Origin of the sequence: Pantoea nemavictus, from assembly GCF_037479095.1 — a bacterium.
Classification (GTDB): domain Bacteria; phylum Pseudomonadota; class Gammaproteobacteria; order Enterobacterales; family Enterobacteriaceae; genus Pantoea; species Pantoea nemavictus.
On record NZ_JBBGZW010000001.1, the window covers coordinates 826214 to 847219 of the forward strand.

General features: G+C 56.2%; 20 protein-coding genes. 11 read left to right on the forward strand and 9 right to left on the reverse strand.

What is annotated here, in order from left to right:
• Positions 1-52 precede the first annotated feature (52 nt).
• A complete protein-coding gene (gene ampH, locus WH298_RS03840; RefSeq protein WP_007890873.1) occupies positions 53-1222 on the forward strand; it encodes a D-alanyl-D-alanine-carboxypeptidase/endopeptidase AmpH in 1170 nt (389 codons plus the stop codon).
• Between the two features lie 232 nt (positions 1223-1454).
• On the opposite strand, the gene WH298_RS03845 is transcribed toward ampH, so the two are convergent.
• Positions 1455-2528, reverse strand: a complete 1074-nt coding sequence (locus WH298_RS03845; RefSeq protein WP_049852951.1) for a DUF1176 domain-containing protein — start codon at positions 2526-2528, stop codon at positions 1455-1457.
• Between the two features lie 491 nt (positions 2529-3019).
• On the opposite strand from WH298_RS03845, the gene WH298_RS03850 reads away from it, so the two are divergent.
• The 8 genes from WH298_RS03850 to WH298_RS03885 are packed head-to-tail and all read left to right on the forward strand — an operon-like array spanning position 3020 to position 10947.
• The gene (locus WH298_RS03850; RefSeq protein WP_007890868.1) at positions 3020-3850 is read left to right on the forward strand and encodes a DeoR/GlpR family DNA-binding transcription regulator; all 831 of its coding nucleotides are present in this window, start codon (positions 3020-3022) and stop codon (positions 3848-3850) included.
• A 12-nt stretch (positions 3851-3862) separates the two neighbouring features.
• Positions 3863-4846 (forward strand): substrate-binding domain-containing protein, encoded by a 984-nt coding sequence (locus WH298_RS03855; RefSeq protein ID WP_180822260.1) that lies wholly within the window; start codon positions 3863-3865, stop codon positions 4844-4846.
• 2 nt (positions 4847-4848) lie between these two features.
• A complete protein-coding gene (locus tag WH298_RS03860; protein ID WP_180823685.1) occupies positions 4849-6354 on the forward strand; it encodes a sugar ABC transporter ATP-binding protein in 1506 nt (501 codons plus the stop codon).
• Positions 6347-7336 carry an ABC transporter permease gene (locus WH298_RS03865; RefSeq protein ID WP_180822261.1) on the forward strand — a complete coding sequence of 330 codons (990 nt, stop codon included), beginning with the start codon at positions 6347-6349 and terminating at the stop codon, positions 7334-7336. The genes WH298_RS03860 and WH298_RS03865 overlap by 8 nt, the downstream gene beginning before the upstream one ends.
• 17 nt (positions 7337-7353) lie before the next feature.
• Positions 7354-8403 (forward strand): ABC transporter permease, encoded by a 1050-nt coding sequence (locus WH298_RS03870; protein WP_180822262.1) that lies wholly within the window; start codon positions 7354-7356, stop codon positions 8401-8403.
• Positions 8403-9095, forward strand: a complete 693-nt coding sequence (alsE, locus tag WH298_RS03875; protein WP_007890856.1) for a D-allulose 6-phosphate 3-epimerase — start codon at positions 8403-8405, stop codon at positions 9093-9095. Before WH298_RS03870 ends, alsE begins: the two co-directional genes overlap by 1 nt.
• On the forward strand, positions 9092-9985 hold the full coding sequence (gene alsK, locus WH298_RS03880; protein WP_007890854.1) for an allose kinase: 894 nt from the start codon (positions 9092-9094) through the stop codon (positions 9983-9985). The genes alsE and alsK overlap by 4 nt, the downstream gene beginning before the upstream one ends.
• Positions 9985-10947 (forward strand): ribokinase, encoded by a 963-nt coding sequence (locus WH298_RS03885; protein WP_180822263.1) that lies wholly within the window; start codon positions 9985-9987, stop codon positions 10945-10947. Before alsK ends, WH298_RS03885 begins: the two co-directional genes overlap by 1 nt.
• 88 nt (positions 10948-11035) lie before the next feature.
• Here the strand turns inward: WH298_RS03885 and nudK are convergent, their stop codons facing one another.
• The 8 genes from nudK to WH298_RS03925 form a co-directional block, all read right to left on the reverse strand.
• Positions 11036-11614 (reverse strand): GDP-mannose pyrophosphatase NudK, encoded by a 579-nt coding sequence (nudK, locus tag WH298_RS03890; RefSeq protein ID WP_007890851.1) that lies wholly within the window; start codon positions 11612-11614, stop codon positions 11036-11038.
• Positions 11615-11761: 147 nt separating this feature from the next.
• Positions 11762-12346, reverse strand: coding sequence for a cytochrome c-type protein NapC (gene napC / locus WH298_RS03895; RefSeq protein WP_007890847.1), 585 nt, complete (start codon positions 12344-12346; stop codon positions 11762-11764).
• Between the two features lie 7 nt (positions 12347-12353).
• Positions 12354-12785 carry a nitrate reductase cytochrome c-type subunit gene (napB, locus tag WH298_RS03900; protein ID WP_007890846.1) on the reverse strand — a complete coding sequence of 144 codons (432 nt, stop codon included), beginning with the start codon at positions 12783-12785 and terminating at the stop codon, positions 12354-12356.
• Positions 12786-12796: 11 nt separating this feature from the next.
• Entirely contained in the window at positions 12797-15283 is a 2487-nt protein-coding gene (napA, locus tag WH298_RS03905) for a nitrate reductase catalytic subunit NapA (protein ID WP_180822264.1), read from the reverse strand.
• Entirely contained in the window at positions 15280-15558 is a 279-nt protein-coding gene (locus WH298_RS03910; RefSeq protein ID WP_180822265.1) for a chaperone NapD, read from the reverse strand. The genes napA and WH298_RS03910 overlap by 4 nt, the downstream gene beginning before the upstream one ends.
• Positions 15548-16018 carry a ferredoxin-type protein NapF gene (gene napF, locus WH298_RS03915; RefSeq protein ID WP_180822266.1) on the reverse strand — a complete coding sequence of 157 codons (471 nt, stop codon included), beginning with the start codon at positions 16016-16018 and terminating at the stop codon, positions 15548-15550. Before napF ends, WH298_RS03910 begins: the two co-directional genes overlap by 11 nt.
• A 163-nt stretch (positions 16019-16181) precedes the next feature.
• On the reverse strand, positions 16182-17684 hold the full coding sequence (gene ansP, locus WH298_RS03920) for an L-asparagine permease (protein ID WP_049852957.1): 1503 nt from the start codon (positions 17682-17684) through the stop codon (positions 16182-16184).
• Between the two features lie 278 nt (positions 17685-17962).
• A complete protein-coding gene (locus WH298_RS03925) occupies positions 17963-18235 on the reverse strand; it encodes a YdgH/BhsA/McbA-like domain containing protein (protein WP_049852958.1) in 273 nt (90 codons plus the stop codon).
• 243 nt (positions 18236-18478) lie between these two features.
• On the opposite strand from WH298_RS03925, the gene narQ reads away from it, so the two are divergent.
• A complete protein-coding gene (gene narQ, locus WH298_RS03930; protein ID WP_180822267.1) occupies positions 18479-20167 on the forward strand; it encodes a nitrate/nitrite two-component system sensor histidine kinase NarQ in 1689 nt (562 codons plus the stop codon).
• Between the two features lie 58 nt (positions 20168-20225).
• Entirely contained in the window at positions 20226-20858 is a 633-nt protein-coding gene (locus tag WH298_RS03935; protein WP_007890835.1) for a response regulator, read from the forward strand.
• The last annotated feature ends 148 nt before the right edge of the window (positions 20859-21006 follow it).

Here is a 21006-nt window from a genome sequence, read left to right on the forward strand (position 1 = left end):
CAAACTGATTACTATAAGCTTTCCTCCGATTCTCATAGCGGACGCTTTCCCGTTGAAAAAACGTACTCCTTTTTTACTGGCCTTAATGGTTTCAGTGCTTCCATTAAAAAGCATGGCGCAGTCGTCACCCGATCCGCTGCTGGCATCGCAGATTGTTGATCGCTATGCCGAGCACATTTTCTATGGCAGCGGCGCAACCGGCATGGCGCTGGTCGCGATTGATGGCAATCAGCGTGTCTTCGCCAGCTTTGGTGATACGCGTCCTGGCAATAACGTGCGTCCGCAGCAGGATTCGGTGATCCGTATCGCCTCGCTAAGCAAGCTAATGACCAGCGAAGTGATGGTAAAGATGGCCGAGCGCGGTCAAATCCGTCTTGACGATCCGCTAAGCAAATACGCGCCGCCCGGAGCACGCGTGCCAAGCTATAACGGCCAACCGATTCGCCTGATTAACCTGTCAACCCACACCAGCGGCTTGCCGCGCGAGCAGCCTGGCGGCAAACCGCACCGTCCGGTGTTTGTCTGGCCGACCAAATCCGATCGCTGGCAGTGGCTCAGCGGTGCTGAACTGAAAGCAACGCCCGGCTCGCGCGCGGCTTATTCTAATCTGGGATTTGATCTGCTGAGCGATGCTTTAGCCAAAGCGGCGGGCACGCCTTATCCAGCGCTGCTGCAGCAGCTGGTGACGCGTCCGCTCGGTATGAAAGACACCACTTTCACGCCGTCACCGGATCAGTGTCAGCGTTTGATGGTGGCGGAAAAAGGTGCCAGCCCGTGTAACAACACGCTGGCCGCGATTGGCAGCGGTGGCGTTTACTCGACACCAGACGATATGGGGCGCTGGATGCAGCAGTTCCTCAATTCGGCGGTTAATCACCGCACGCCGCAGATCGATCGCCTGCAAACCCTGATTTACCGTCGCGACCAACTAACGAAAGTTGAAGGTATGGATGTACCAGGCCGCGCCGACGCGCTGGGCATGGGTTGGGTGTATATGGGGCCGAAGGAGGGTCGTCCGGGGATTATTCAGAAAACCGGCGGCGGCGGCGGTTTCATCACCTATATGGCGATGGTGCCACAGCACAACGTTGGTGTATTTGTGGTGGTGACGCGTTCGCCACTCACGCGTTTCACCCCGATGAGCGATGGCGTAAACAACATGCTAACCGAACTGGTGGGCAATCAGTCCGGTTCACCGATGACGGTGCAGGCGATTCGCTAATGGGTGAGTGGCGGTCGCCCGCCTTGGTTCGTGCTGGCTGCCCCCCACCTCGGTCCTCCCCCATAAATGGGGGAGGAAGACTCTGCTATATGTAAGTTTTGGAGCTGCATGTGGCAACGTCTCCTTCCCCCATTTATGGGGGAAGGCCGGGATGGGGGACAGCAAGCACATTTTAACTACAGTGAGCAAACTGTTACCCATCTGCACGATTTGTACCTTTATGCGCACCTGGTTAACGCGATTGCACCGGATTCTGCGGTTCGCTGATCCATAACGTAGGCCAATCCTCACTGCTGTGCCACGCATCGCAGGTTTTCTCTTCTGCATATTCTGCCAGCACAAACTCACTGCCGTCATACTGCCAGCGCGTCGCCACGCCGCAATCGCCCAATCCACGTCCTTTACTGAAGGTGTAGAGCAATCCATTGCTGGCATCGAATTCCGCATTCACCAGCTCCAGCTGCGTGTCGCTACGGGAAGGCGGGGTAAACGGCAACGTCAAACTCAAACCTCGCGATACATACGGCGCGCTGCGCGTCACTTCAAATGCCAGATCGATAACGTTGTAAGCGCCGGTTTCGCAGCTGACCAGCAGCAGCGCTTTGCTGTCGGTGAGCGGCGATACGCTCACTTCGCGCCGCAGCGGATCGAGCGAGCAGTTATCGGTATTCACGCGCCAGGTACCGTAATCAATCAATCCGCTGGTCTCTTCCTGGGTTAACGGCGCTGGCGACGGCAACGGTGCAGGGAGCTGCGGCAGCATCGGCTGTGGCGGCACATCCCATTGCACACGGTCGCCACGTTTCACCCAGGCACTGGCACCGTTAACCCTGCCCTGCACGTCATCCATGAGTAACAGCGCTGCCTTCATCCCGCTGAGGGGAACGGTAGCGCTCGCTTTATAGGTTAATTGCAGATTCTGCGCATCCAGCGTCTGCGCCAGGAACTCGTCGATGGCGATAGCATTGCTGGTTGCAAGATGATGGGGTTCCACCGTCCAGTGTTTGAGATCGGGTGTCAGCCGGCGCTGATCGAGCAGCAGGTTATCTTTCAGCGGACCGCCCGACAGATCGCCGCTGTAGGCGCTGCCGTAATCGATGCGCAGCAGCGGGCGATCGTTGACGCCAGCATGACGTGAGAGAGTCATCACCAGGCCATTATCCCCGGGGAAACTGCGAGCCACGCAAAAAGCCGCATTGTTGCAGGTCAGCTGCCAGTCAGAAAATGACTTTTGCAGTGGCTGAGCCTGCACGCACGCGACAAAGAGAAAAGGCAATAAAAGCAGTAATTTCATCCAATACGACATCAAAAAAATCGGTCCCCAAATTCCTGGAAAGAAAATGATAGCGCAACGGGAACGCTGTCAGCAGGCCTAAACTGTGAGCCGGCCCTAATAGTGAGGTTAACTGCTGGAAAAGCAGGCACCTTGTGGCGATCGGGTACTGGATGACGCAATGCCTTCATCATCCGTTTTGACCGATTACTGCTCAATCGGATTCGTCGCACTCTTGGTGCGCAATCACAAAACGGTCAAATACACACAAACGGTCATAACCGGTCATGCCGGCTTAATTGTATGCTGGCAGCGTTCAACGCGCGTAGCGCGTTACTCCCGGCGCTTTAGCGGTGTTTTTGTGATGAATATCACTTAATTTTGATAACCAGACATCTCATTTACATTAAATACAGATCCAAATCACTCTAATCAGCTCAGGCATTTTCACCTCCACGGACTCGTGTGCAGTCCACACTTTCCTGCGGCGCAATCCAGTAATTTATAATCATCGGAGGGCAGTTATGTTGCCGATTGAAAGACAGCAGAGAATTATTGACGAATTAAATTTAAATGGTCGGGTCATTGTCGCTGAATTAGTCACGTTATGTCAGGTTTCACAAGAAACCATTCGTCGTGATTTAACTCAGCTGGAGAAACGTGGGCTGCTGCAACGCAGCCACGGCGGTGCGGTACCAGCAAAACGACAGGCTGCCAACATTCAGGGGAATACACGTGGTGTTAACGAGTTTGAATTATCTTTCCGCCAGAGAATAAATGAACATGTTGATGCCAAGATGGCGATTGCCAAACGCGCACTCGATTTCATTAGCCCCGGCGATTGTATATTACTCGATAGCAGCACCACATGCTGGTATTTAGCGCGACAGCTACCGGATATTGAATTAACGGTATTAACCAATTCCATCAGAATTGTGCAAACCCTTGCGGCGCGGGGCAGTATCCGCACCATCTGTCTGGGGGGAGAATATTCTGACCGTTATGAAGATTTCCACGGCGTAGTCGCCGAGCAACCGCTCAGGGAATTTCAGATTAATAAGATCTTTTTTTCCTGTAGCAGTTTAGGCAATGACGGTTATTTACGTGAAGGTAACGAAAACAACGCACATTTAAAACAGCAAATGTTATTAGCAGCAGAAAGAAAACACCTGCTGCTGGATGGAAGTAAATTCCTGCGGCCCTCATTCGCGCGTATTTGCCACTATCGCGATGTGGACTTTCTCATTACTGACCAATTAAAAGACAAAGAGCTGGAACAAGAATTAGCGTGGAACGGCGTCAATGTTATTGATTGCTCCCAGCGCAGCCATTCTATGCAGCTAATAAAAAATTAAATCGGAGTCTTTATGAAAAAACATCTTATCGCCTGTTCTCTCCTCGCACTGTTTGCCGCCACCGGGGCGCACGCTGCTGACAAATTACGTATGGGCATCGTGGTGAAGATTGGCGGTATCCCGTGGTTCAACGCCATGGAGGCGGGCATCAAGAGTGAAGCGGCCAAGCGCGGTATTGACGCGTGGATGGTGGGTCCAACCGCAGCCGACCCCGCTTTGCAGGTGCGTGCTATCGAAGATTTGATTGCGCAGAAAGTCGACATCATTGGCGTGGTGCCGAATGACCCGAAAGTGCTGGAGCCGGTGCTGAAACGCGCGCGTGATGCCGGCATTGAAGTCATTACCCACGAATCACCAGATCAGAAAGGTGCCAACTGGGACTTTGAACTGGTGGATGCGCCAACGCACGGCATCAACCACATGAAAGCGCTGGCGAAGTGCATGCATGAAGAGGGCAAATATGCCATGTACGTCGGCAGCCTGACCGTGCCGCTGCATCAGCAGTGGACCGACGCCGCGCTGAACTACCAGAAAGAACACTACCCGAAAATGCAGATGGTGACTGACAAGTTCGGCGTGGGCGAATCGCTGGATGACTCGATTCGCACCACCAACGAACTGATGTCTAAGTACCGGGATCTGAAAGGCATTATGGCCTTCGGTTCACAAGGCCCAATTGGCGCCGGCCGCGCGGTAATGAACCGTAACAAGATTGACCAGGTTTGCGTAATTGGCGCCTTCAGCCCGGGCCAGGGCGCATCGCTGGTGCAGCGCGGTGCCATTAAAGGCGGCTATATCTGGAATCCGCAAACCGCTGGCGAAGTGTTTGTGCGCATCGCCGACATGATGCAGAAGAAAGAGGCTATCACCGACGGAATGACCATCGAGGGTTTGGGCAAAGTGAAGGTTGATGAGGCGACGCACACCATCCTCGGCAATAACACCGAAAGCCTGGACAAAGAGAATCTGCCAAAACTGGTGAAAATGGGGCTGTAATGATGAATGAGGTGATCCCACAGACGCTAATTGCGCTCGACAACCTGTCGAAAACATTTGGTGGCAATCGCGCACTGAGCGATATCTCGCTGACCCTACTGGCTGGCGAAGTGCACTGTCTCGCTGGCACCAACGGCTGTGGCAAAAGCACCTTAATCAAAGTCATTTCCGGGGTGCACGCCCCGGATAGCGGCAGCCGTATTACGCTGGGTGAAGGCCCCAGCTTCCCGCGTCTGACCACCCGTCAGGCGCGTGACTTCGGCATCCAGGTGATTTACCAGGATCTGTCGCTGTTCCCCAATCTCAGCGTGGCGGAAAACATCGCCTTTGAGCACAACCTGAATAGCCTGCTCGGCTGGCATCGCCAAGCCAAACTGCGTGCAACGGCACAGCGCATCATTGATGAACTGAAGTTCGAACTCAATCTGGATGAAAAAGTGTCGTCGCTGTCGATTGCGCAGCGCCAGCAGGTGGCGATTTGTCGTGCGCTGGTCGCCGATGCGCGGCTGGTGATTATGGATGAGCCAACGGCATCATTAACGCGTACCGAAGTGAATCAGCTGCTGCGCACCGTACGTTACCTGAAAGACAAAAACATCTGTGTGGTGTTTGTCAGCCATCGTCTGGATGAAGTGCTGGAGATCTCCGACCGCGTTACGGTAATCCGCGATGGGCGCAAAATGGGCTGCTGGCCCGCCAAAGAGATGACGCCGCACCATCTCACCGAACTGATGACCGGGCTGAAGCTCGACTATCAGCTAAAAACGCCGACCCGCAATGACGATCGCTTGATTCTCGAAGTCGAGAAACTGACGCGTGCCGGCCAATATCACGACGTTAATTTCAAACTCTATCAGGGCGAAGTGCTCGGCCTGTGCGGCCTGCTCGGCTCCGGCCGCACCGAACTGGCATTGTCACTGTTTGGCATGACCAAACCGGACAGCGGCAAGATCTGGCTCGACAGCAAACCGGTGCGCTTTCGTGGCCATGAAGATGCCATTAAAGCCGGGATCGGTTATGTCTCCGAAGATCGCCTCACCCTCGGTTTGGTGCAGCAGCAATCGGTGGCCGACAACATGGTGCTGCCGATCCTCGACAAGCTGCAGAACCGTTTTCACATTATTGATGAGTACCGCAAGAACAAGTTGATCCTGCAGTGGATTCAGCAGCTCGGCGTGCGCGTCGCCGATCCCAATCTGGCGATCTCCACGCTCTCCGGCGGTAATCAGCAGAAAATCGTGCTGGCGAAGTGGGTGCTGACGCAGCCACGTATTTTGATTCTTGATTCGCCGACGGTCGGCGTAGATGTCGGCGCTAAAGCCAGTATCTATCAGCTGATTCATGCGCTGGCGAAGGAGGGTCTGTCGATCATTCTGATTTCCGATGAAGTGCCCGAAGTTTGGTACAACTGCGACCGCATCCTGCACTTCCGTGATGGCACCGTTCACGCCGAATACCAACCCGATACCGTTGAGCAACACCAGCTGGCGGAGGTGATTAATGCCTGATTTTTCTTGTTTACGCCCGCACTCCAGCCAGGGCTGGCTCACCTGGGTACTGCTGGCTTTTATCCTGTTCTTCTCCGCCGCCAGCGACCAGTTCCTGACGGTGCAAAACCTGCTCGATCTGGCGGAAAGCTACGCCGTCACCGGCATCTTCGCGCTCGGCCTGTTTGTGGTGCTGGTGACCGGTGGCATCGACATCTCCTTCGCGGCGGTGGCGTCGGTGGTGCAATACCTAATCGCCTCGCTGTTTGTGCAGTTCCAGTTTGATAACGCCGTGCTCAGCATCTTGCTGGCAGTGGTGTGCGGCACGCTGTTTGGCGTGATTAACGCCCTGCTGATTACCACGCTGCGCGTGGTGTCGATCATCATCACCATCAGCATGCAGTCGCTGCTGTTTGGTCTGCTGATGTGGGTGACCGGCGGCAAAAGTCTCTATTCATTGCCGGATTGGTGGATCACCCTGCGCAGCGTGCTGCCGTTTACGTGGCAAGGCAACAGCTTCCAGCTTGGCTTGCCGCTGGTGACCATGTTGGTGATTGCCGGATTGACCGCGCTGCTGCTGAACAAAACCAATCTTGGTCGCCAGCTGTATGCGGTAGGCGGCGATGCCGAATCAGCGCGCCGTATCGGTATTCGCGTGGGTCTGATTCATCTGTTCGCCTACGGCTGGCTGGGTGCGATGGCGGCGATTGGCGGGCTGGTGCAGGTCTATCGCATGGGTGAAGTGGTGCCGAATGCGCTGGTCGGCGGCGAGCTGGATGTGCTGGCGGCCACCGTACTCGGCGGTGCCAGCCTGATGGGCGGCAAAGGCACGGTGAGCGGCACGCTAATGGGCGTCTTCCTTATCGCCATTCTGAAGAACGGCCTCAACCTGATTGGCGTCTCCAACTACTTCATGAACATCGTGGTGGGCGGCGTGATCATGGTGGCCATCGCCGTGACTCACTACAAAAAACGTAAAGAAACTGACGTCAGTTTCGTCTGACCACAGGAGCAAAAAATATGAAATCACTCTCTGCTCTGCGTCCGGACGGCACCAATATCGGCCTGATGCTGCTGATTGCGCTGGCGCTGGCGATCTTCACCGTCATGCTGCCCGGCCGCTTTCTCACCGACTCCACCTTTATGAGCATGGCGTTTCAGCTGCCCGAACTCGGTTTGCTGACGCTGGCGATGTTTATCGCCATTCTCAGCGGCGGCCTCAATCTGGCGATTATTGCCACCGCCAACCTGACGGCGCTGTTTATCGCCTGGACGCTGATGAGCGCCCTGCCCGCCGATGCTGGCACCGGCATGCAGCTGCTGTGGCTACTGATGGCAATTATTGGCGCAATGCTGATCGCCACGGTGATTGGCGTGATTACCGGCGTGATGGTCACGCGCATCGGCGCGCACCCGATTCTGGTGACGCTGGCCACCATGATGACGCTCAACGGTATCGGCATCTGGCTGACCAAAGGCGCGGCGGTGAGCGGCATGCCGTCGGTGGTGCAGGCGCTTGGTTCCGATACGCTGCTCGGCGTCCCGCTGCCGCTGTGGGTATTTTTGATTGCCGCCGCGCTGCTGGCGCTGTTCCTCGGCAAAACCCGCGCCGGTAAATGCATCTACATGGGCGGCAGCAACATCAACGCCACCTGGTTCAGCGGTATTAATACCCATCGTATGGTGATTCTGGTGTACGTCATCTCCAGCCTGCTGTGCGTGTTAGCCGGATTGATCATGATGGCGCGCTTTAATTCGGCGCGTATGGGCTACGGCGACGCTTACCTGCTGTTAACGGTGCTGGCGATCATCCTCGGCGGTACCGATCCCAACGGCGGTTTTGGGCGCGTCACCGGCGTGGTGCTGGCGCTGATCTCGCTGCAAGTGCTCTCCACCGGTTTCAACCTGATGAACATCAGCCAGCACGTCAGCCTGGCGATGTGGGGCGCGGTGCTGATTGTGGTGCTGGCCTTCAAACAATTTAAAACCCGCTTTAACGAACATCGTGCCGTCAAGCTCAGCAAACTGGCTGCGGCGCTTAACCCTTTGACCGAAAAAAAGGAAGTATGATGCGTATTCAAGTCTCCCCGTCGTTGATGTGTATGAATCTGATGGAGATCAAGCACCAGCTCGCCGTGCTGGACTCCCGCGCCGACTTCCTTCACATCGATATTATGGATGGTCACTACGTGAAAAATATCACGCTGTCGCCGTTCTTCATTGAGCAGATTCGCCCGTTTACCAAGGTGGCGCTGGATGTCCATTTGATGGTCGAGCAACCCACCGATTTCATTGAAGTGATTGCGAAAGCCGGTGCGGATTACATCTGCCCGCACGCCGAAACCATCAACCGCGACGCGTTCCGTGTGATCAATATGATCCGCAGCTTCGGCAAAAAAGTCGGCGTAGTGCTGAACCCGGCCACGCCGGTCTCGTTTATCCATCACTACATTCATTTGGTGGATAAGATCACCGTGATGACAGTCGATCCGGGCTATGCCGGACAGCCGTTTATTCCGGAAATGGTGCAGAAGGTGCAAGAGCTGAAAACGCTAAAGCAGACCAACGGTTATCACTATCTGATTGAGATTGACGGCTCCTGCAATACTCGTACTTACAACACGCTGGTTGGCGCTGGCGCAGAAGTGCTGATTGTCGGCACCTCCGGTCTGTTCAATATTCACGACGATCTGGAAACCGCCTGGAACATGATGCGCGAAAGCATTGATGAGGCTCAGGGATTGGCGCAGGTATCCGCATGAAAAAATGCTGGCTCGGTATCGACATTGGCGGCACCGGCACACGTCTGCAGCTGATGGAAGCAGGCCGTATCTGGTCGAGCTTCCGTAAAGTGCCGACGGCCAGCTGGGCGCAGCAGCCCGATGCCTTAAGCGCATTGGGGCAGTTGATCAGTGAAACGCTGGAGCAGCAGCCGGTCAGTGGCGTGATGCTTGGCTTGCCCGGCATTCTCAGCCGCGACCGCCAGCAGGTGATTTCGCTGCCGTTTATCCAGGCGCTGGATCAGCAACCGGTTGCCGCGCTGCTCACCGAGCGGCTTGGCGTACCGGTGGCGATGGACAAAGATGTTAACCACCTGATGCTGTGGGATTTACTGCAGCTGGAGCAGCTGCCGGACAGTGCCGTGGGCTTGTATCCCGGCACCGGCATGGGCAACAGCTTGTGGCTTAACGGCCAGTTTTATCACGGTCAGCACGGCGGTGCCGGTGAACTCGGCCACGTGCCGATTGCCGGTAACCATCTGCCCTGCCCGTGCGGCAATCACGGCTGTGCGGAAACGGTGACCTCCGGCCACTGGCTGAGCCGCTGGGCAGCCAGCAACGTGCCAGAAACCGGCATGTCAGCGCTGTTTAGCCAACATCGTGAACATGCGGAGTTGCAGGCTTTTGTACAGCGGCTGGCGCAGCTGATTGCCACCGAAATGAACATCCTTGATCCGGAATACCTGATTCTCGGCGGCGGCGTGCTGGCCATGGCCGACTTCCCGCTGGCGCAGCTGCGCAGCCAGATTCAGCAGCATTTACGTCCACCCGCTACGCGTGACGGCCTGAAGATCGTGTTTAGCCAATCCACCGATCACACCGGGTGCCGCGGTGCCTGTTTAGCCGCCGAACGTCTGTTCAGGAGTGCATGATGAAAGGAAAAGTGTGTGTGTTTGGCTCGTTCAACCTCGACGTGGTGGCGGTGATGAACCGTTTCCCGATGCCCGGCGAATCGCTCACCGCCCATACCAGCATGATGGGACCGGGCGGCAAAGGCGCCAACCAGGCGACGGCGGCGCTGCGTGCCGGGGCGCGCGTGCACTACATCGGCAAAATAGGTAATGATGACTTCGGCATGTTTGCGCGCCGTCATCTGGAAAAGACCGGTTTCGATGCCATTACCTTGTTTACCTGCAAAGAAAAACCGACTGGCAATGCGCTGATTTACGTGGCGGGCGACGATGCCGAGAACATGATTTCGGTCTATCCTGGCGCCAATACCACCGTGACCGCTGCGGAAGTGGCGCGCTGCCAACCCACGGTGGCTGCCGCCGATATTCTGCTGGTTCAGCTGGAGAATAACCTCAGCGCTATTCAGCGCATGATCGACAATGCGCGCGCCGGCGGCACCTTTGTGATTATGAATCCGGCGCCGTGGCAGAAAGTCACGGATGCGCTGCTGGCGAAGGTGGATTTGCTGACGCCTAACAGCACCGAAGCGATGCAGCTGACTGGCGTGAAGGTAACCGACTTCACCAGCGCGCAGCAGGCCGCAGAAGTGCTGCACCGCAAAGGCGCACGTCAGGTCATCATTACGCTGGGGATTGCGGGTGCCTTGCTCTCTGTTGCCGGACAACAGGCATTACGTATTCCGCTGTTTCCGGCTCAGCCGCTGGATAGCACCGGCGCGGGCGATGCCTTCAATGGCGCATTGGCGGCGCGTCTCGCTTCCGGCGATGAGCTGCCGCAGGCGGCGCTGTTTGCCGCGGCTTATGCTTCGCTGTGTGTGGAGCGTTCTGGTGCGGCACACTCGATGCCCCCTTACGCAGAAGCGCTGGCCAGGTTGCAGGCGTATCCGGATTGCATCCTGGAAGCGTTGGGTGAGTGTGTTTAAGGCAAGATGGCCACACATTCCTGTAGCGGCGCAATTTATTGCGCGATAAATCGCGCCGCTACGAAACTGTGCAATTTGGAGATTGTGTTTACGCCTGCAACCAGCCGGCGATCTGCGCATGCTGCAGCAGCATAATGGCTTTGCCATCGCGAATGCGGCCATCTTTTACCATCATCAGCGCTTCCGGGAAACTCAGCTCCAGCACGGTAATCTCTTCATCTTCGACGCCGCCGCCCTTGTTGGCACGCTGCGCATCGCTGTATTCCGCCGCGAAGAAGTGGATCAGTTCGGTTACGCCGCCCGGCGACATATAGGCTTCAAAAATTTTCTCCACTTTTCCCACTTGATAGCCGGTCTCTTCAATCGCCTCTTTACGAATGCAATCTTCCGGCGAATCGTCATCCAGCAATCCGGCACAGGTTTCAATCAGCTCGCCGCTGGTATTGCCATTAACATAGGTGGCGATGCGGAACTGGCGAACCAGCAGAACGGTATTTTTTTCAGTGTTATACAGCAGGATAGTTGCGCCGTTGCCGCGATCGTAGACTTCGCGTTTATGACGCACGACTTCGCCGTTGTTGCGGGTGAGTTCATAGGTGAAGTTGCGCAGCACAAACCAGTTTTCTGACAACAACTTATCTTTGATGATGTTGATCTTTAACGACATAGCCGCTCCACTGCAGATTTGAGGGAGCCTGAGATAATAGGCCGAAGCGGTACGGAAAACTATCTGAATTGTGAGGTTGGACGTTTGATAAAAAACCAGGTCGCCATAAATGGCGACCCTACGGTTGAAGCTTGCACGGTTTACCTATTAAAAACCGTTGGGCTGGTCTTTCATATCCGGCAAATGGTGGGCAATGCCTTTATGGCAATCGATACAGGTTTTCCCTTCCTCAATGGCTTTGGTGTGCATCTTCGCCGCCACGGTTTTCTGCGCGGTTAAATCCATATAATCGAAGTTGTGGCAGTTACGACACTCCTGCGAGTTGTTGTTTTGCATCCTGCGCCATTCGTTTCTCGCCAGCTCAATGCGATGATCCTCGAACTTTTGCGGCGTATCAATGATGCCGAAAATCTTGGCGTACACCTCTTTGCTCGCCTGAATTTTACGCAACATCTTCGGGCCCCACTCGTGCGGCACGTGACAATCCGGACAGGTGGCACGCACGCCGCTGCGGTTGTTGTAGTGCACCGTCTGCATATACTCCTGGTAGACGTTATTGCGCATCTCATGGCAGCCAATACAGAACTGCTCGCGGTTGGTCATCTCCATCGCGGTGTTGAAGCCGCCCCAGAAAATAATGCCGCCGGCAAAGCCCAGAATCAGCAGCGTGCCCAGCGCCAGACGGCTTGGACGTCGCCACCAGCGCCAGATGCGCAGAAGTTTCTCTTTCATCATTTCCTCACTTACCGAAGCCATCAGCCGGTTTGAAGGTGTTCTCCACCACCGGCTTAGCATCGGTTTGCGGCACGTGACACTGCAGGCAGAAGTAGCGACGCGGCGATACGGTGCTGCTCACCAAACCATCGCGATCGGTGAAGTGCGTTGGGCTAACGCGCGGCGCGCCGGTGGTGAGGTAGCTCTGCGTGCCGTGGCACTGCAGGCAGCGGTTAACGTTTTTCGTCACCTGATAGCCATCCACGCTATGCGGGATAACCGGCGGCTGATTCACGTAGTTGAGCGGCTTACGGCTCTGCTCTTTGGGCTGATGAATGGTGCCCTGCTGCGTAGCGGTCACTTCCGGTGACTGATTGAGATCGACGCCGTTATTAGCGTAGACCGTGCCGCCGAGCATCAGGGCGGCCAACGTAACGAGTGTGATTAAGGGTTTCATTGCATCCTGCCTTAAATTTTAACCAGCTTGACGGCGCATTTTTTGTAATCGGTCTGCTTCGATAGCGGATCGGTAGCATCCAGGGTGACGTTATTCGCCAGCACGCCGGCATCGAAGAACGGCATAAACACCAGGCCTTTTGGCGGCTGATTACGACCGCGCGTTTCGACGGTGGCAATGGTTTCACCACGGCGTGACACCACGCGAACCTTTTCACCGCGACGGAAATTGCGATCTTTGGCATCAAGCGGATGGATATAGAGTAGCGCCTGCGGCACCGCACGGTGCAGTTCAGGTACGCGACGCGTCATGGTGCCGGTGTGCCAATGCTCCAGCACGCGGCCGGTACAGAACCACAGATCGAACTCGTCATCCGGTGATTCCGCTGGCGCTTCGTACGGCAGGGCGAAAATGGTCGCTTTGCCATCCGGCTTGCCGTAGAAACGCACACCTTCACCGGCTTTAACGTAGCTGTCGTAACCTTCGCGATAGCGCCAGCGCGTCTCTTTGCCGTCAACCACCGGCCAGCGCAGACCACGCGCTTCGTGGTAAGCATCAAACGGGGCGAGATCGTGGCCGTGACCCCGACCAAAGCTGGCGTACTCTTCGAACAAGCCTTTCTGGATATAGAAGCCGAACTCGCGGGCTTCGTCATTCAGTCGATCATCCGCCACTTCGCTCAGCGGGAACTGGTTGACCTGGCCGTTGGCGTACAGCACGTCAAACAGTGTTTTGTCGCGCAGTTCCGGATGCTGCTCAATCAGCGCTTGCGGCCAGACTTCAGAGACGTTGAAACGTTTGGAGAAGTTCACCAGCTGCCACAGATCGGATTTCGCCTCGCCCGGCGCCTTCACCTGCTGATGCCAGAACTGGGTACGACGCTCGGCGTTGCCATAGGCGCCCTCTTTCTCTACCCACATGGCGGTAGGCAGAATCAGATCGGCTGACAGCGCGCTCACGGTTGGATAGGGATCGGACACGACAATGAAGTTGCGCTCATCGCGCCAGCCCGGCATACGCTCCTGCGTCAGGTTCGGACCGGCCTGCATGTTGTTGTTGCACATCACCCAGTAAGCGTTGAGCTTGCCATCTTTCAGCGCGCGATCCTGCGCTACGGCGTGCAAACCAATTTTGGCGGGCACGGTGCCCTGCGGCAGCTTCCACAGCTTCTCGGCAGTGGCGCGGTGTTTGTCATTATTGACCACCATGTCAGCTGGCAAGCGGTGCGAGAAAGTACCGACTTCACGCGCCGTGCCGCACGCCGACGGCTGACCGGTGAGCGAGAACGGACCGGTGCCCGGACGCGAAATTTTGCCGGTTAATAAGTGCAGGTTGTAGCACAGATTATTGGCCCACACGCCGCGCGTATGCTGGTTGAAGCCCATGGTCCAGTACGACACCACGTTAACTTTTGGATCGGCATACAGTTGCGCCAGCGCGATCAGCTGATCCTGCTCGACGCCGCTCATTTCGCTGGCTTTTTCGACCGTGTACTCCGAGACAAATTTGGCAAATTCATCAAAGCTCATTGGCGTCGATTCGCCGCTGTCGGGGTTTTTCGCCGCAGCCTGGCGCGGATCGGTTGGACGTAAGCCGTAGCCGATGTCGGTCACGCCTTTGCGCAGCGTCACGTGATTCTGCAGGAAGGCTTTATCGACCTTGTTGTTCTGAATAATGTAGTTGGCGATAAAGTTGAGGATCGCCAGATCGCTCTGCGGCGTGAACACCATGCCATTATCGGCCAGCTCAAAGCTGCGATGACGATAGGTGGAAAGCACTGCGACTTTGACATTGTCACTGCTGAGACGACGCGCCGTAATGCGTGACCAGAGGATCGGATGCATCTCGGCCATGTTGGAGCCCCACAGCACAAAGGCGTCGGCCTGCTCGATATCGTCATAGCAGCCCATCGGCTCATCCATGCCGAAGGTGCGCATAAAGCCCACCACCGCCGAAGCCATGCAGTGACGCGCATTCGGATCGAGGTTGTTGGTGCGGAAACCGGCTTTCATCAGCTTGGATGCGGCGTAGCCTTCCCACACCGTCCACTGGCCAGAACCGAACATGCCAACCGAATCCGGGCCGTTGGCTTTCAGCGCGGCTTTAAACTTCTCTTCCATAATATCGAAGGCCTGATCCCAGCTCACCGGGGTGAATTCGCCATCTTTAGCAAATTTACCGTCGGTCATGCGTAACAACGGCTGAGTCAGACGATCTTTTCCATACATGATCTTCGGCAGGAAATAGCCTTTGATGCAGTTCAGACCCCGGTTCACTTCTGCTTGCGGGTCGCCCTGCGAGGCCACCACGCGGCCATCCTGGGTACCAACAAGCACGCCGCAGCCGGTGCCGCAGAATCGGCATGGCGCTTTTTCCCAGCGTATCGGTGCAGCCAACGACGTAGCGGCTTTGGTGACGGTGGGAATGGTGAGTCCTGCAGCCGTGGCAGCAGCCGCCGCCGCATTGGCCTTCATAAAATCACGACGACTTATGCTCATGATGCTTCCTTACAAGGTTCTTCAATTTCGTCCTGCTGGTGATACACCAGCGATACCGCTAACACGCCAGCGATGTTGCGGCTCTCTTCAATATTGCGCAGCAGCGCGGCGCTATCTGCCGCACCGAGTGTCACCGCCAGCGTGCCGCGTGCGGCGTCTTCGGCCGCAATGTCGCAATCGGCAAAGGCCAGCAGCGCACGTTTTACGCTGGGAATCGACGCCGGTCGCGCCTGAATCACCAGGCCGCAAACGTGCCAACTGTTTTCATGGTTCATGATGTAATCCTGTGGCTGAAACCGGACATGGCGCGATACACGCGCCGCAACCGGTGCAGTGCTGCGGTAAGGTTTCAGGCTGTGCGATGCCGTTGGGCATCAGTTGGAAACGAATAGCTTGCTGCTCACAACTCTCCTGACAGCTGCGGCAATTCACGCCGAGCAGAGTGATGCAGCGATTGTCGATGCGAATACGCTGGGGAAAGGGTGCGGTATTACGTGCGTTGAACAGCGGCTGTGGACAGATTTCCACGCAGGCCGCGCAGAAGGTGCATTCGCCCTGCATAAAATCGAGGTGCGGCTCTTCTGCGCGATTAAGGCGGATAATGTGGGTTTCGCAGGCAGCCACGCATTTACCGCAGCCGTCACACCCTTTCTCTCCCCGCCACCACGGCAAAGCAATGACGTCAGCAGACGCTACGCGCTGCCCGGTAAAGAGTTCACGTCGCGACAGCGCCATCGGTTCACCTTAAACGGAGGAAAGAGAGATGGTGCGTAAAATAACCTGACGCTAATGAGGGCTATATCACCCCAAAGGGTTAAATCCCGATGTGGGATCAAGGGAAGGTGAATTGAAATAAAAACGGGGGCCAAAAGGCCCCCGCAGATGAGAATGGCTACGATTAACGCGCGTTATCGTCCGCCAGCGTTGGCGCTGCATCATCCTGATCGTCAGCATGATGTTCATGCTCTTTCATCGCTTCAGCATTGACGCGTTTACGTACGCCAAACCAACCCAGCACCAGCACCACGGCAATCAGCGGGATCGATGCAATGGTATAAGTGCCGTTCGGATAATCGAATGCCATCAGCACCAATACGCTCACCAGGAACAGCAGCGTTAGCCACGAGGTGAACGGTGCCCACGGCAGTTTGAAGCTGACATCTTCCGCCTTGCCCTCTTTAATCGCCTTGCGCAGACGCATCTGGCACACCACGATAAAGCCCCACGACGAGATGATGCCGAGTGATGCTACGTTCAGTACGATTTCAAACACCTGCGACGGCACGTAGTAGTTCAGCACCACGCCGATAACGTAAACGGCAATGGTCACCAGGATACCGGCAAACGGCACCTGCTGTTTGCTCATCTTCGACATGAACTGTGGCGCAGATCCGCCCATCGACATCGAACGCAGAATACGCCCGGTAGAGTAGAGGCCTGAGTTGAGGCTCGACAGCGCGGCGCTCAGCACCACGATGTTCATTACGCTACCAATATAAGGCACGCCGAGTTTGGAGAAGAAAGTCACGAACGGACTTTGTCCCGCCTGATAAGCATTCCACGGCAGCAGCAACACCAGCAGCACTACGGAGCCAACGTAGAACAGACCGATACGCCAGATAACACTGTTAATGGCTTTCGGCAGCATGGTTTTGGGATCTTTACACTCCCCCGCCGCCGTCCCTACCAGCTCAATCGAGGCGAAGGCGAATACGACGCCCTGCACCAGCACCAGCGCGGGCAGCAAGCCATGCGGGAAGAAACCGCCGTTATCGGTGATCAGATGGAAGCCGGTGGTGTTGCCGTCCAGCGGTTTACCGGTACCGAGGAACACCACACCCACGATCAGGAACACCACGATAGCCAGCACTTTCACCAGGGCGAACCAGAACTCCATTTCGGCAAACCACTTCACGCCAATCATGTTCATGGTACCGACAATCGCCAGCGCGCCGAGGGCAAACACCCACTGCGGTACATCGCCAAACGCGCCCCAATAGTGCATGTAGAGCGCGACCGCGGTGATATCAACGATACCGGTCATCGCCCAGTTAACGAAGTACATCCAGCCCGCAACGTATGACGCTTTTTCCCCAAGGAATTCACGCGCATAAGAGACAAAGCTGCCGCTGGAAGGACGGTGTAACACCAGTTCGCCCAGCGCACGGAGGATAAAGAAGGAGAAGATACCGCACACCAGATAAACCAGTGCCAGTGCCGGACCGGCCATTTGCAGGCGCGCGCCAGCACCGAGGAACAGACCGGTACCGATAGCACCGCCGATGGCGATCATTTGTACCTGACGATTACCCATAGCTTTGTGGTAACCGCTGTCGTGAGAGTTGAGCCAGCGTCTTTTCGCAGCGCGTTGTTCGGCTGCGGTTTTTTTAGTTGATTTCATAGCTATCCTGTTTGTCCTGACCATCAATCACCGCCTAACCAAACGATTGCGTATGGCGGTGCGAAATGGGGTAAAACCCGGTGCCAGCGCGGCGGAACGATGTCGCGAGACGGGGCGGGAATTTACGGCGATGAATCCTACCCGTTCTGCATGAACGAAGCAAAAAATACCGCCAGGCTGCACGAGTTGAATTGTAATAATCCGTCGCGGTGCACAAAAAAACCGGCCAGAGGGCTGGCCGGAAAAGGGATTGCTACAGGGATAACTACTGGAGGGAATTAACGGTAAATCTCTGCGGTGCCGCTCCACAGGCTGGAATCGCCTGGGTTTTGCACACCGATAACGCGATAGTGGCTGGCACCTTGCTCTTCTGCTTTTTGCGACAAATGGCGTGTTGCATCATCCAGCGAACCGCGCACGCCGCTTATGGAAACGGTGCCCGCGCTTTGCAGGTTTTGTGCCTGAGTGGCGCTCAGTGGATCGGCTGCCAGCGTCGAGAAACTTGCGGTGGCAAGCAGTGCAGCAGTCAGAACGGCATAACGTGTCTTCATGAGATGCTCCTGTTGTCTTCCGTAGGGTTTAAGCGTGACAGGACTGATTATCACGCACGCAATGAAAACCAGGTTGAGCATGCGGTAAAGCCGTTCAATAATTCGCCAGCTAACCGCGAGTTTTCCAGGGAAAGGTAAAGAGAACTGGTTTTCTCTGCTAAAAGTAACCTGATGTGACGAGATCTGACTCGCCGTCACCGCGCGGCTGCCCTATAATCCCCCGCTCTTAAAAGGGTTATTACCGTGATTGTGAAACGTCCCGTTACTCGCACCATTGCGCGTGCGCTCAGCGTTATTGTGCTGTTATCGCTGCTGACCACCGGGCTGGCGCTGATGACGCTCTCCAGCAGCCTGCGCGATGCCGAAGCCGTCAACGTTGCCGGCTCGCTGCGCATGCAGATTTACCGCCTGGCGTGGGATAGCGCGCGCGATCCACAGCAATTGGCACTTCACACGCAACTCTATCGGCAAACGCTAGACTCTCCAGCCTTACGGCATCTTGAGCGCTCGTGGGTGCCGCTGGAAGTCAGCAGCCGTTATCGCTACCTGCGCGACAGCTGGCCAATGCTCCAGCAGACATTGCAACCCGAACGGGCGCAGATTTATCAGCAACGCGTTGCCAGCTATGTCAGCGAAATCGACCGCTTTGTGTTGGCTTTACAGCACTATGCTGAGCTGAAAATGCATCTGGTGGCCGCCAGCAGCCTGTTTGGCTTTTTGGCGATTGTCGCACTGGCGCTGTGGACGATTCGCTTCATCCGCCGTAACGTGGTACGACCGCTTAATTCGCTGGTTACCGCCAGCCAATATGTCGAGCAGGCGAATTTCAGTTTTCCGGCGTTGCAGGTGGAACAGCCAAACGAGCTCGGCGTATTGGCGCAGGCTTTCACCACCATGGCGGAGCGGCTGCATTCACACTATCGCCTGCTGGAGTGCGCGGTACGGGAAAAAACTGAAGATCTTACCGCTGCTAATCGCACGCTCTCCCTGCTGTATGAGAGCTCACAAATTCTCACCAGCAGCCCCCCTAATCCGGAACTTTTCCAGGGCCTGCTGCGCCTGGTGCAACGCCGTGAAGCGTTAACGGTGCTGAAAATCTCCAGCGAGGGCATTGAATTTCAGGCCGGCGTGGCGGCGGATGATGTGAGCTGGCAGCGTTTGCCGCTGCTGCAGGAAGAGCAGCGACTGGGCGAGCTCTGCTGGCAAACTCGCCGGGCACCGCCTGCCGATGAGCTGATGCAGAGCCTGGCGAACATGCTGGCGCGCGCACTGTGGATTTGGCAGACGCAGAAACAGTATCAGCAGATGCTATTAATAGAAGAGCGCGCCACCATTGCGCGTGAACTACATGATTCGCTGGCGCAATCCCTCTCCTTCCTGCGCATCCAATTGGCCCTGCTGCGCCGTAATGTTGATGACACGCAGCCGCAGGCCCAGGCGATTATTGCCGATTTTGATCGCGCGCTGTCGGAAGCCTATCAGCAGCTGCGCGAGCTGCTGACCACTTTCCGCCTGACGATCGAGCAAGCAGATTTGGTACAGGCGATGCAGGCGATGATTGCGCCGTTACAAGAGCAGTCGCAGGCGGCGATCGATTTTGATTATCAACCCGGCCTGCAGATGCTGGATGCCCAGCAGCAGGTGCATGTGCTGCAGATTGCGCGCGAAGCGCTGCTCAATGCGATTCGCCATGCCCAGGCGCAGCACATTCAGATTCACTATCAGCGTGTCGCTGAAGAGGACCACTTGCTCACCATTGAAGATGACGGCTGCGGCATTAGCAGCCTCGAAGAGCCGCCGGGACATTATGGTTTGACCATTATGGCGGAACGCGCCGCGCGGCTCTCTGGCACGCTGATGATTACCCCGCAGCCGCAAGGCACGCGGGTTACGCTGCGTTTTCCGCCACGCCCCGCGCACCGGCTGAGTTAACATTGCGCATCAGGTCGCCATGCATGACGACCCTACGAAATTTGATACTGGAGACCTTATGGCTAACCCTTCCCTGACAATTATGATTGTTGACGATCATCCGCTGATGCGCCGAGGTATTCGCCAGCTGCTGGCGCTGGAGCCACGCCTGGAGGTGGTGGCCGAAGCCAACAACGGTACCGAAGCGCTGGCTGAAGCGCGCCGTTTGTCGCCGGATGTTATCCTGCTGGATCTCAACATGAAAGGCATGTCCGGGTTGGATACGCTGAAAGCACTGCGTAATGAAGGCATTGCCGCACGCATTCTGGTGTTGACCGTATCTGATGCGCGCAATGATATTTATGCCATGGTAGATGCGGGCGCCGACGGCTATCTGCTGAAAGACAGCGAACCCGAATGGCTGCTGGCGCAGGTGATGCGCGGCGCGAAAGGTGAGAATGTGTTTAGCGCAGCGGTGGCCGACTATCTCGCTACGCGTCAGCCGACGTCGAATCCGTTTAAACAGCTCACCGAACGTGAACTGGATGTGCTGCAGGAAGTGGCGCGTGGCTTATCCAATAAGGAGATCGCCGCCACGTTGCATATCTCGGAAGAAACGGTGAAAGTGCACATTCGCAATCTGCTGCGCAAACTGGATGTGCGTTCGCGCGTTGCCGCGACGGTACTGTGGCTGGAGAGCCGCCATGTGTAGCTGCGTACAAAAATCCGTCATTGCATTTACACTTTCTCCATAATTTACTCACGATTCTCTAATTTACGCCGCGTAAAGTAACTGCAGCAGGCGTTTTCGAGAGAGCACCTTGCACTCCGCCAGCGTGAAGCCTTCCGTGCATCACGCT